This window comes from Nonlabens sp. (assembly GCF_965660805.1).
Classification (GTDB): Bacteria; Bacteroidota; Bacteroidia; order Flavobacteriales; family Flavobacteriaceae; genus Nonlabens.
On record NZ_CBFIBE010000001.1, the window covers coordinates 166,504 to 179,921 of the forward strand.

Genomic DNA, 13,418 nt, shown 5'->3' on the forward strand with positions numbered 1-13,418 from the left:
TTTATTTTAACGACATTAGAAACACAAATTAGTATTATCAAACACAAAATGATATATATCTAATCGTAAAGGTACTTAAATGGGAATTACCTTTTAAAATAATAGTTATAAGTGTTTTAGGATCAGTAGTGTTTGCTTCAATTCTTTTTAAGAGTTTATGAGGTTGTTTTTGATCAAATAATCTGCGATTTGTACCGCATTTGTCGCAGCACCTTTTCTTAAATTATCAGACACAATCCACATATTTAAAGCATTTTCCCTAGAGTGATCACGTCTTATGCGACCTACAAAAACGTCATCTTTTCCGTGAGCCATAAGCGGCATGGGATATAAATTTACGTCTATATTATCTTGAACGGTAACACCATCTGTGTTTGCGAGTAACTGGCGCACCTCAGTTTCATCAAACTCTTTTTCAAACTCTAGGTTAACAGACTCTGAGTGGCCACCTACTACAGGAATACGCACTGCTGTTGCCGTTACGGCAATGGTGCGATCGTCTAGAATCTTTTGAGTTTCTCTTATAAGTTTGAGCTCTTCTTTAGTATATCCATTTTCTTCAAAAACGTCACAGTGTGGAATAGCATTTTTATGGATTTGATAAGGATAAGCCATAGGGCCTTTTTTACCTTCAAATTCATTTTCTAATTGTTCTACTGCTTTTACACCAGTACCTGTAATAGACTGGTAAGTAGAAACTATTAATCTTTTAATGCGATATTTATCATGCAGCGGTGCTAGGGCTAATACCATTTGAATGGTAGAACAGTTAGGGTTTGCGATGATTTTATCTTCTTTAGTTAAGGAGCTAGCATTAATTTCTGGAACCACCAGTTTCTTATGGGGATCCATACGGAAGGCGCTTGAATTATCTATGACTGTAGTTCCTACAGCAGCAAATTGTGGTGCAAATTCTAGACTCACAGAACCACCAGCAGAGAATAATGCGATGTCTGGTTTCATTTCTATAGCCTGTTTTATGCTTACCACCTTATATGGTTTACCTTTAAAAGTGATTTCAGTTCCCACAGATTTCTCTGAAGCTACTGGAATAAGAGTGGAAACATTAAGGTTGCGTTCTTCTAGAACTTGTAACATAACCTGACCTACCATACCGGTAACGCCTACTACTGCTATTTTCATGATCATAAACTATTAAGTCTCAAAAGTAGGCTCTAAAAATGATTTGAGTATTAAATATTTCAAAAAGTGAGGCACAAAAAAACCGCTCTTTTTACAGAGCGGTTTCATTAATTATTAAAAAGGGTTCTATTTACTTTTGAGCTTTAATAGCATCACGTATCTCTGCAAGAAGTTCTTCTTGAGTAGGACCTGCTGGTGCCGCTGGAGCTTCTTCAACCGGTTTTTTAGTTTTATTGTAAGCTTTTACAATTATGAAAAGAACAAAACCTATCATTACTAAAGAAATAATAGTATTTATCCATGCTCCATACATGATAGCATTTTCTGGTTTAGTAACGACACCATCTGCTCCAACTACGGCTTCAGAAAGCACGTATTTTAAATCTGCAAAGTTTACACCACCTGTAAACTCACCTATAATAGGCATCATCACTAAGGTTACAAACCCTTTTACTACGGCTCCTACAGCTCCTGCGAGTATTACTGCTACTGCTAGATCTATGACGTTTCCCGTCATTATAAAGTTTCTAAATTCTTTTAACATTATAAAAATATTTATGGTTAATTAATTGCAAGTTAATAATAGTAATTGAAGTTTATTAAACTATCCCAAATGATTTTAACTGGAAAATAAGTGAGAAAGAATCTATTATCCCTTTTGGTATTCATAAGACATTATAAACTCAAACAGGTATTAAACATACATACGCGGTACTCGTTTTTGAATACCAGTAAGGATTTCATAGGAAATGGTCCCGGCTTTTTCGGCCATGTGTCCGGCAGTATGTTGTGGATTAAAAATAATGACTTCATCGCCAGCTTTACAATCTATGTGAGTGATATCTACCATAAACATATCCATACATATAATACCTAAAGTAGGAGCGTGCTCACCATGGATTAATACACTTGCTTTTCCATAACCATAAATACGGTTAATACCGTCACCGTGACCTAAGGCTATAACAGCATACCTGGTCTTATGTTGGGCCACAAATTTACGGTTGTAACTCACGCTTTCTCCAGCATCGATCCATCGGGTTTGTGAAATAACTGATTTTAAAGTGGCGATAGGTTTTAATTCCTTATCAAACGCTACATCATTACCATAGCCATATAGACCTATTCCAGAGCGCACCATAGAGAAATGTGCGTTTTTATAATTAAGAATACCGCTGGTATTAGATTCATGTTTTAAAAAAGGATACGGCAGCACTTCTTCTAACCGCTGGTTTACTTTCTTAAAAGATTGTATTTGTGACGCTGTAAAGTCCTTTTCGGTTAGATCTTCACTAGCGGCTAGATGCGATTGTAAACCACGCACTTGGATACATGGATTTGATAGTACTTTTTCAATAACTTCTTCAAGATCTGTTATATCTATACCTATACGGTTTAAACCGGTATTAAATTCTAAATGAATAGGGTAGGATTGTTGTTGTTTCGCTTTCGCGAAAGCGATAAATGTATCCAGCATCTCCATACTATAAATCACAGGCTCTATACAGCGATCTATACAAGTTTCTAGCATAAACGACTGAGCATGAAGTACTAAAATGGGTTTAAGGATGCCATGGTCCCGTAGTTCTACAGCCTCGGCCACATAAGCTACGGCAAAATAGTCCACGTTTAATTCTTGTAATTTTTGCGCTACGGGAACAGCACCATGTCCATAAGCATTTGCTTTAACTACAGCCATGAACTTTACCTCCGGCTCGAGTTTGCTTTTCAGGTAATGAAAATTATGTTCTAGCGCATCAAGGTTTACTTCTAGTCGTGTTCCTTGTAAAGACATTAGGATTCTTTTTTAGGAGACGGCTGTTCTGTTTTTTCAACATTTTCCGTCTTCATTTTATGAAGCTGCATGGCTTTAAAGTATGCACCGCGGCTTAGTGGTTCGTACTCTTGTTGCTCGCCTAGCATGACCACATTATCATTTTTATTCTTGCGATAACTGAACTGTGCTAGATTTCCTGTTCTAGTGCACACGGCATGTACTTTAGTCACATACTCAGCGGTTGCCATAAGTGCTGGCATGGGTCCAAAGGGGTTTCCTTTAAAATCCATGTCTAGTCCTGCGACGATAACTCTTATGCCGCGATTTGCAAGGTCGTTACACACGGTTACGATCTCATCATCAAAGAATTGTGCCTCATCTATTCCTACTACCTGACAGTCTGCAGCGAGTAATGGAATGTTTGCAGCAGCGGGAACTGGCGTGCTTTGAATCTCATTTGAATCATGAGAAACCACCATTTCTTCATCATAACGCACGTCTATAGCAGGTTTAAATATCTCTACTTTTTGCTGTGCAAACTGTGCTCTTTTTAAGCGCCTGATTAACTCTTCTGTCTTCCCTGAGAACATGGAGCCACAGATCACTTCGATCCAGCCGAATTGCTCTTCATGATTTACCGTGTTTTCTAGAAACATTTTGTAATTTACAGCGTTTAAAGTTCAGTTACTGATTTTTTAAAATCGGTATCAAAAATACAATAAAACAAGCGGCATATTAAATCATTATGAAAAAGAAAATAGCAGCAGATCTTACTAGTCTAGCACACCGTATTCTACAAATGAAGAATAAAGAAGATATCCATGAATTACAGTCTGTGGCAAAGGAAGTCTATGAAAAATTAACCATTCTCTCCTTTACAGAGAAACATTTTAGCGATATACAGCCTACTGCAGGAGTTGCAGAAGTACAGGAAAAAATAGAAGAAGCATATAGCGCGGCACATGAAGATGTAGAACATATAACTCAAGAGGTGGAGCAAGCTATGGAACACGCAAAATCAAATGCCCAAGAAGCCTTTTCTAATCCAGATCTTAGTGATTTATTTGTCCCAGTAGATGAGGATATGCGCGAGGAAATGGACCTGCCTGGAATCTCTACTATTCATAAAATGGTAGATGAGTTTCCAGAAGAGGAAATAGAAATAGATTTTCCTAAACCTACTTATGAGAAAAATGACATGGAAGATCTTACTGCTGGATATGGCAACCTTCCTGAATTTGAGCGTAAAGTAAATAACCAGGCTGAAAAACCAAAATCCTTAAACGACCGTATGAAGGCTGGATTAAAAATAGGTATGAATGATCGTATAGGTTTTATCAAGCATCTTTTTAATGGTAGTGATCAGGATTACAATCGCGTGCTATCTCAACTTAATACTATGGAAGATAAAAACGCTGCTCAAAATTTTATCATTTCTATGGTAAAACCAGACTATAATAACTGGGCAGGGAAAGAGGCTTATGAGGAGCGCTTCATGCAAATAGTACAGGCACGATTTGAATAACTAAACATCTATCTACATAAAGTTTTAAGTAATTTTTTTGGGTATTATCACAGTAATATTTTCTAATCTTTATCGTTAGGTAGTGCCTGCCTGTTAGGTTGTGTTTGAACCATTATTGTTTCATACCGGTCTCAGGAACTATTATAAATTGATTTAACGTTAAACTCAAATGGGCTTGAGTTAGAACAGTGAAGGTGTAGTAATACGCTTTTGCAAAAGCGTATTGAATCAATACTAAAACTACACTTACCACCATTATATGTCATTATTTCAAGCTAGAATAAAAGAGGTTCAAAGTTTTTTGAGCAATAAGGATATCGTTTTAGGTTACAGGAAACTCATGGATTGTGCTATGGATACTCAGGACATGGCTATTTATAATCAAATGATTCACCTGACGGACTGGAAAGAAAACCATCCTGAAGATGTGGATGGACTCGTGGAAAAAGCACAATCCATTATTGAAAACCTTAAACGTATAAGTGTTCAAGAAAATAGCTCGCAAGATGCGGTTATTGAGGCAACTGAAATCACAAAAACCTATAATAATAACGGTTTTAAACTAGGGCCAGTTTCTCTTTCTATTAAAAAAGGAAATGTATATGGACTCGTAGGTGAGAATGGAAATGGAAAAACTACGTTATTAAGAATACTCGCTAAAGAATTAGAACCATCTAGCGGTAGCATGACTTATAGACTGGATAATCAAGTGAAAGGTGATTTTAAACTACGCACGCAACTGGTGTATATACCGCAACGCACAGCGACCTGGTATGGCAGTTTAAAAGACAATTTAAAATTTGTCCTTTCCAGTTATGGTGTTCCAGCAGATGAAAATGAGACGCGTGTTTTAATGATGATAGCTCGACTGGGATTATGGAATTACAAGCACTTAAAGTGGAGTGAGCTCTCTTCTGGTTATAAAATGAGATTTGAACTCGCAAGAACCCTATTGAGACAGCCAGAGTTGCTATTACTGGATGAACCTCTAGCAAACCTAGATGTAAACGCTCAACAAGTTATTCTTGAGGATTTAAAGTCTATATGTAATTCTATTAATAACCCTATTGCGTTAATATTAAGTTCACAACAACTTTATGAAGTTGAAAAAGTGTCTGATAAGGTAATTTTCTTAAAGAACGGTCAGTACACTGATAATAGTGATAGTGAGGTTGCTGTGAATCATCAATTAATTATAGAAATAGACACTACAGCAACTAGAGAAGAATTACTGGCTGTTTTTAAACCTATGGATTTAGAAAAACTGATTTATAATGGTGGTGTGTTTATGGTTTATTTTAAACCTACTGTAGCTTTTTACAGTGTGATGACTGCACTAGGTAGTCATCAAGTTCCTGTTACTTACCTGCGTAATATCTCTAACTCTACAAGACGTTTCTTCATCTCATAATAAGGTTCTCATGAATAATTTTATAAATAAAACTAATCAATATTTACTCGAGCGTTATCCTATTATATGGAATACAAAAATTGTGTGGCTGCTCTTAATCGCAGCTGTTATACATTTTTTGTTTTTTGTTATGGGCTACTTGACATTATCTAATCCACAATCCCTACAGGACTATAACGTTTCAGAAATATTTTTTGAGAATGGTGGGATTCTTATTTCTTTCATTTTATCCATTTTACTGATCGTTTTTTGGCTTATTATGATGTTTAAGAATAATGCATTTAAGAGTTTTTACCCTACTACAGTTTTAGGTTTAATGAAGCAATTTGGGGCTTATCTTATTATAATTTTTGCCTCTATTAGTTTTTATTATTCTTATCAAGCAGGACTTAAAATATATATAGACACAACTTATAATGATGAACGATTTGAACAAGATATAGAAACCATAAATAGGGCATCGTTGTTTTTTACTCATAATATTTATGATTATAAACTCAACAGTAAAAGTTATCCAGTAGCTTTTCAAGATTATTTCTGTGAGACTGATAGAATGCTCATCCAGGAGAACCAGCCATACCTTAAATCTACCTTTGATTCATATTACCAGTTTTATTCACTTAAAACCGTTAAGCGTAATGAATACGTAGAAGAATATATAGATTCACTTTATGATTCCAGTCTGTTTATTGAGAATTTAGAAGATGGTTATAAAAACTACTATTTTAAAGATAAGGTAGTAGATGTAAGTGATCATATTGTAACGGCTCAACCTAGTTACCATCATTTTTCTGATGTGTTTTTTCAAAAAGGAAGACCTAGCTATTATAAGTATGAACATGATTATAGTTATGATAAGACTAAAATCCGTCTGTCTGATTTAGAAATAAGACTAGCCACTCAAAATAATCAGCTTCTTGAAAATAATAACCCGGCAGAGATTAAAAAACTACTTCAAGATTTTTTAACTATTGCTCGTAGTTATAGAATTAAGCATAATTTAAACACTGATCTCTGGTTTAACCTGGTGTATCACCCGACAAATTTTGAGGTTAAAAACCTCATTAAATCTAGAGAAACTGATCAATATTATGATAGAATTTATAATGAAAATGAAGAGTTATCTCCTCTTCAGGAGTATGCAGAGCGCATTAACACAAGTTATTATATAAATACTGAACATTTAAAAAGAACTTTAACTAACATAGAAGATATTAAAAACGATGATATGGTTCATGACAGTATTCATGTCGTTTTCTGGATATCGTTTTGTATTGCATTAGTGATTTTTTCTTTTAGACTTACTGGGTTAAAATCTGTGCTGTTTACTATCATCACAGCTGGAGTTTTAAGTATTATCGTTGGATTAGTATCGGTGTTAGTATTAGTGAACATGTTGAGCGGTTCCAGCGAAGAGTTTTTTGTGATGTACTTTATATTTTTCTTAGGAACGGCAATCCTACTGGGGACTATTTTTTACATGCCACAAATGAATAAAATGGTAGCATCTATTTTTCTTAATTTAACTACAGCCGTCATTTTACCTTATATATTGCTGGTCATAGCCATAATAAGTGCTCATCAAGATGATTACTGTGAGGTTAAGTATCCTCGATATGAGGAGCGTAACGATCAGTGTTTTATTCTTATAGAAAGTTTAGGTATTTACTGGAGTCCTGTTTTTATAGGGATCGCTATTATTGCCCTGTGGTTCTTATCAAAAGCAGCCCTCAAATGGAAATCGCTTCCTGAAGGTTAGGTTGATCCTATTTTACATTTATAAGGTCTTATTCATAGTCGTTCCGCTTATTAGCTTTTCAATTGCGGAATCTAATCGTAATTCATTTTTTCGAGAAGATCATTCGTGATTTGTAGCCATTAGCGAATTATATTCCTGCAAAGACATTACTACAATTTCTGAGTCTTTTCTGCTATTTATAATTAAAGTCTCATAGTTCTTTACAACTCTGTCCAAGTATGTTTTATACCAATTTACATTCCTAATGCCGCATATAATAAAGTATAATTATATGTACAAAATATGACGTACGCAATTTTATTGGTATGGATGGCTACTACTGTATATAAAGAATTTTTAGCTTCAACGAGATAAAAAATAATGCAATTCTTTTATGATAGTACAAACACAACTTGGTAGTTAAAAGAGTAAATACTGATGGAATTCCGCTTTCGCGAAAGCGGAATTTTAATAATTAATATACACCCAACCTACTCTTGCGGCAGTTCCATCTTTAAGATTAAGTTGCCAGAAATATGTTCCAATAGGTAGTAACTGTCCACTATCATGTAAGATTCCTTGAGTAGGCTTACCATCCCAATCATTTAAATATCCAGTCACTTCATGCACGATGCTGCCGTAACGATTGAATATTTTGAGTTTGCTGTCTGGATACAACTCGATACACTCGATGACAAAGGTGTCATTGATTCCATCATTATTAGGCGAGAAGCCTTCAGGTATGTTGAGACAGTCAGGTCTTGTAAAAGCTTGTGCGGTGTTGTTTTCTAAATCTACATCAGGTAACAAGTTATTACTGTACACATTTACCACATTTATAAAGTCTCCAGGAATATTAAAATCTACGGTTATTTCTAGCATAGCAGTGCTTCCAGGTGCCATATCACCTAACAGCCATAAACCACTAGCGTTATCAAAAGTTCCCGTAGCTGTAGTGTGAGAGATGTAGTTGTAACCACTAGGTAAAAACTCTTCTACGACCACACCAGTTGCTGCCGCACTTCCCAGATTTTCTACTAGAATCGTGAAGGTTACATAATCATTTACATCAGGATGAAGCTCGTTTACTGCTTTACTGACAGCTAGATCTAAGATAGGTCTTACTTCTAATGTGGCAAATGCTGTAGAAACGTCTATATTATTAAGTCCAGAAAAGTTTTGAAAATCATTTGTATAGAAACCGGCGTCATTACTGGTGACCTCTACTGCAAAACTTATTTCTTGTGTTCCTGCTGGAAAACTTAGGTTTTGAATCCCTATTATGGAAGTGCCTATAGTGTTTATAAAGGACCCAGTAGCACCGTTTTGATTAATCCAGTAAGCATTTCCTGAAAGCGTAATTTGTGGAGCTAAATTATCTATAAATGAAATATTACTCTGCGCAGGTAACCCTACTGAGTTAGTGAGTGTAAAGGTTAAAATAGAAGTCTCACCAGTATTGATTACACTAGGTTCAAAACTTTTAGAAGTTTGTGTAGTCAGTACAAAAAGACTGGAAATAGAGATGTTAGAGTCTGGAGTGTTTTCACCTTGTTGAGTAAAATCTGGTTGTGCTTCGGCTCGGTTTTCAAAACTACCGCCATAGGTAGGTGAGGTGATAGGAATGCGCACTTGAATCGTGGATCCAGATTCCATAAAAGGGATGATACCATCTACTTGATTTCCTGTAACAGTAAAGCTAGGAATACAAGTGGCGTTTCCTGTTATAAGCGAGCATAAAGGCGTCCCTGTAATGGTAAAATCTGGGTGCAATACATCTGTAAAAGTGATGTTACTGGCGTCTACACTGATATTAGAATTAGTAATATCTACTACCCATTCTAAAGGACTATTTATAGGGGCTGAGGTTATAGATGGATAGGTTTGTACCACAATATCTACACATGGAACCATAGGAGTAGAAACACCAGCTGTTGCACTTACTATATCTGCTAGGCTTGTATCTATTGCGGTAAGTGTTAGAAGATCTTGAACATTAGTAACCGCTGTAGAACACTCTGGAGTCCAGTTAATTACTTTTTCATAAGTAATAGAGCTGTTTGCTGGCATTATAAAGCCATCAGTATCTAAAATTTCCCAAAAAGTATCTCCAGGATTGCTGGCTACACCTATGTTTTCATTAAAAACCGTAGGGCAAGTTGCGCCACCTGTAGTTCCTGTACAGATAATAGATTGTAAAATACCAGTTCCATTAGAAAACTGTTCGTCAATATATTTTATTTGGTGAGGTATACTGTCCAGATTGCTCATCACGATTTCATAAGTGATGTCGCCATAAGGGTATGGACCAGCACCAGGAGCAGGAATAGTTTGAATTTCTGTAAGTGAAATAATAGGATCGTCTGGTGGCTGGTTTATACATGGTGTTACAGGAAGACCTGTAATAGAATCTCCATTAAAATCATTAGAGAAATCACAATCTATTAAATTAGGATCATTCTCAAACACTATACCGCGCACACTGCATATAGGGGCAACTCCATCTGGAGTGCATTCTGGTGGTATGAAGCGCACCGTAGTTCTAAAAGTAGCACTTGAATTTGCAGGAAATAAAAAGTCGTCAGTGAGCCATCTAAAGTTAGGAGTTATAGTAATATTAATGTCAGAACAGTTTAAGGCTCCAGTAGTTCCTGTGCAAGTGGCTGTTAAAATTTCTATACCTGTATTGAGATTACTAGTATTAATAAGATATGCGCCACTTATGATAGCTACTGGACCGTTATTAGTAAAAGTGAAATCAAAAGTCACAATATCATTCCAGGTGTTTAATGTTCCCGCAGCAGGACTTATTTTATCTACTTGTGAAGAAAGATCAGCACAAGGACAAGGGTTTATAAGAAGTGTCGTGGTCTGAATCAGGTCAGTGGTGGAGAAACCAGTGTTATTAATAAATGACTGTATATTCAAGCTGTTACCTACTATTAAAGGCGCATTAGGCGACTTGCGACTACAGTCTCCTTCTTCTATTTTATAAGTTACTAGCATGGTAAATGATGCACCAGCAGGAAAAATCACTTCTTGAGCATGATTATAAAATTCAAATGAACCTGTGAGGTTCACCATTGCAGTAGGGCTAGTTCCAGTAAGAGTAGGGCAACTCATTCCATTACCACTCACACAAGTCAGATTTTCTAGTGTGACTATCGCACTACCAGCAACATTTACATTTTGAGCAGAAATTTGAAAATTCTGTAATGGATATGCTATACTAGAATTATTAGTTATGGTCATTTCATAAGTAATAGAATCGCCCCAGCTCCCAAGACTTCCATTACCAGCAGGTATTATTTGAGTTTGCGAGATTTGGAAATCGATAGGCCTTTCGGTCATAATGATACTAATCACAGAGCTGTTTGTAGAAGGATTAGTATCTGTAGTTCCTGCAGGCGCATTTACTGCAGCTGTAGCCGTAGCACCACCTAGAAATGTGGGAGAAGCTCTAACCGTTACTAATAGTTCTAAACTAGCAGAGTTAGGCATACTAGGTAACGATCCATTAACCATAGTTCCTACGGTAGTTATTCCAGTAGGGCTTGCCGCGCCTCCTAATAGATTTTGAGCCACAGCACTTTCTATTTCATTTACAGAGCTGAGTGTTAAATTGAAATCAGCATTTGATACAGGAGCTCCAGTATTACTTATGGTAATTAAGTAATTATACCGTTCATAAATATGTGCTTGAGATATAGAGTTACCGTTTAAGTCTTGCGCTTCAACCGTTATAGATAAATCTGTAGTTTGCGCAAAAAGGTTCCCAAAACAAAGAACCGCAATAATTAGAGAATAGAATAATTTCATAAGTGAGTTGAAGTTATAAATATACAGAGACTTTTCTCACTTTAAATGGTGTTGCTTTAAAATAAATCATTATTGTAGATTTACTGGTTAGAAAATACTATTAAAAAGGATGGTGATCTGTGGTTTATGCTTTCGCGAAAGCGTACTGAAACAAACTTTACTTTTTAAATAATTAAAATACTTTTATGAAACTTTATTTAGTCCCTACACCTATAGGAAATCTAGCAGACATGACCTATCGGGCTGTTAATGTACTCAATGAGGTTGATCTTATTCTAGCCGAAGACACACGCACGAGCGGTAAACTGTTACAACATTATGAGATAAGAACACCTATGCTGTCCTATCACATGCATAATGAGCATAAGATCGTAGAAAATGTAGTAAACCGAATCAAAAACGGTGAGTCCATGGCACTTATTACAGATGCTGGCTCACCAGGGATAAGTGATCCAGGTTTTCTCATCACCCGTAAACTGTTAGAAAACGGACTCGATGTTGAAGCGTTACCTGGCGCTACAGCGTTTGTTCCAGCACTGGTAGTTAGTGGTTTACCTTGTGATAAGTTTGTTTTTGAAGGTTTTTTACCCGTGAAAAAGGGACGCCAGAAGCGCTTAGAATTTTTAAAAGATGAAAAACGAACGATTATTTTCTATGAATCACCTCACAAACTTTTAAAAACCCTCACAGATTTTAAAAACCATTATGGTGGTGATACTCAGGTTTCTATTTCAAGAGAAATTACTAAAATGTTTGAAGAGCATGTAAGAGGAACCGTGGATGAAGCTCTACTTTTTTTTGATAAAAAGAAGCCAAAAGGCGAGTTTGTTATAAGTATTTCTATACAATAGTAACAAATGTTAAACCTTATAAGCGTTTAAATGTGTTATTCGTCTAATAATCCATTAAAGTTCTTAGTTACATTTTAAAATTATTCTATTTTTAAAAACTAATCAAGAAATACATTAACCTAAATATTTTACACATGAAATTAAAATTACTTCTAAGTACAGTGTTTTTAATTGCCTCCTGGCAGTTGAGCGCTCAATTCGGATGTGGTAGTGCCGTCGTCTTGACTGATGGGTATACTGCTACAGGTATTACTACGCCAGGAACTGGTGGTCCAGAAGACTGGAACAACAATCCTACGGGAACTAGTATTACCGCTTCATATTTTGATGATGATGTCTATTTATTTGAATATACCTCAGGTGCTACTGTGGAAGATATTACCATGAGCATACAGTCTAATAATAGTTGGAATGGTATAGCTATTTTTGATGACTGTTCTGGTATGGATTTGTCTACAGAGCTTGATGCCGTAGGTTCTACAACATCTGGTCCTAGAACGGTTTCGGCTAGACTACAACCCAACAACACTGTTTATATTGCAGTAGGTCAATGGGGAACTCCTAATGACCTTGATTTTGATGTTACTAACTTTTCTGTTACAGCAATTTCCTGTTTAGAACCCGCAGCTATAGCGGTACAAGGTTTTGATGCAACTACCGTAGATTTATCATGGACAGATTCTGCAACGGAAGTTGGAGGATACAACTGGGAAGTGGTGCCAGCAGGAAGTGCACAAGGAACAGGAGTGGTTGCTAGTGGTACAACTGCTGTTGACGCTGTTGCTCTCAACGTGCCAGGTTTAACACCAGATACTGCATATGATTTTTATATTCAATCTGTGTGTGTTACATCAACTAGTGCATGGAGTACACCTGTTAATTTTAGAACAGCGTGTGCCGTAATAGTTCCAGACGCTATTGAAACATTTGATACGTTTGTTCCTAATTGTTGGGAAGAAGCTACAGGTGGTGATCTAACTACTGGACCTACAGGTCTAGGTTCTGGAGATTGGCTTGCTGAAGAGTTTGCACATGCTACCACATCTGGTGGTGGAGCTGTAAATGTTAACTTATACGATTCAGGAACATCTGACTGGGTAATCTCCCCATTATACGATTTATCAGCTGGTGGTTATGAGCTTAATATAGACATA

Annotated in this window: 10 protein-coding genes and 1 pseudogene; 5 read left to right on the forward strand and 6 right to left on the reverse strand. The window is 36.2% G+C overall.

Translation table 11 applies throughout. From position 1 onward, the window contains the following. Positions 1–147: 147 nt before the first annotated feature. From ACTF48_RS00765 to ACTF48_RS00780, 4 genes are all read right to left on the reverse strand, one after another. On the reverse strand, positions 148–1,143 hold the full coding sequence (locus tag ACTF48_RS00765) for an aspartate-semialdehyde dehydrogenase (RefSeq protein ID WP_438961225.1): 996 nt from the start codon (positions 1,141–1,143) through the stop codon (positions 148–150). 130 nt (positions 1,144–1,273) lie between these two features. After that, entirely contained in the window at positions 1,274–1,687 is a 414-nt protein-coding gene (mscL, locus tag ACTF48_RS00770) for a large conductance mechanosensitive channel protein MscL (protein WP_438961226.1), read from the reverse strand. Between the two features lie 150 nt (positions 1,688–1,837). Continuing rightward, complete coding sequence (gene alr, locus ACTF48_RS00775) at positions 1,838–2,938, reverse strand: alanine racemase (RefSeq protein ID WP_438961227.1); 1,101 nt, start codon at positions 2,936–2,938, stop codon at positions 1,838–1,840. After that, the gene (locus ACTF48_RS00780; RefSeq protein ID WP_438961228.1) at positions 2,938–3,576 is read right to left on the reverse strand and encodes a thymidine kinase; all 639 of its coding nucleotides are present in this window, start codon (positions 3,574–3,576) and stop codon (positions 2,938–2,940) included. The genes alr and ACTF48_RS00780 overlap by 1 nt, the downstream gene beginning before the upstream one ends. A gap of 89 nt (positions 3,577–3,665) precedes the next feature. Between ACTF48_RS00780 and ACTF48_RS00785 the strand changes: the two genes are divergently transcribed. From ACTF48_RS00785 to ACTF48_RS00795, 3 genes are all read left to right on the forward strand, one after another. Beyond that, positions 3,666–4,445, forward strand: coding sequence for a hypothetical protein (locus tag ACTF48_RS00785; RefSeq protein WP_438961229.1), 780 nt, complete (start codon positions 3,666–3,668; stop codon positions 4,443–4,445). Between the two features lie 259 nt (positions 4,446–4,704). Further along, a complete protein-coding gene (locus ACTF48_RS00790) occupies positions 4,705–5,856 on the forward strand; it encodes an ABC transporter ATP-binding protein (protein WP_438961230.1) in 1,152 nt (383 codons plus the stop codon). A 10-nt stretch (positions 5,857–5,866) separates the two neighbouring features. Continuing rightward, complete coding sequence (locus ACTF48_RS00795; protein ID WP_438961231.1) at positions 5,867–7,615, forward strand: hypothetical protein; 1,749 nt, start codon at positions 5,867–5,869, stop codon at positions 7,613–7,615. An 18-nt stretch (positions 7,616–7,633) separates the two neighbouring features. Here the strand turns inward: ACTF48_RS00795 and ACTF48_RS00800 are convergent. Continuing rightward, positions 7,634–7,873, reverse strand: a pseudogene (locus tag ACTF48_RS00800) (type II toxin-antitoxin system Phd/YefM family antitoxin). A 189-nt stretch (positions 7,874–8,062) separates the two neighbouring features. Next, entirely contained in the window at positions 8,063–11,413 is a 3,351-nt protein-coding gene (locus ACTF48_RS00805) for a gliding motility-associated C-terminal domain-containing protein (RefSeq protein ID WP_438961232.1), read from the reverse strand. Between the two features lie 185 nt (positions 11,414–11,598). Here ACTF48_RS00805 and rsmI point away from each other — a divergent pair, with 185 nt between their 5' ends. Next, a complete protein-coding gene (gene rsmI, locus ACTF48_RS00810; RefSeq protein WP_438961233.1) occupies positions 11,599–12,264 on the forward strand; it encodes a 16S rRNA (cytidine(1402)-2'-O)-methyltransferase in 666 nt (221 codons plus the stop codon). A gap of 134 nt (positions 12,265–12,398) precedes the next feature. After that, on the forward strand, positions 12,399–13,418 hold a 1,020-nt coding region (locus tag ACTF48_RS00815), incomplete at its 3' end, for a fibronectin type III domain-containing protein (RefSeq protein WP_438961234.1).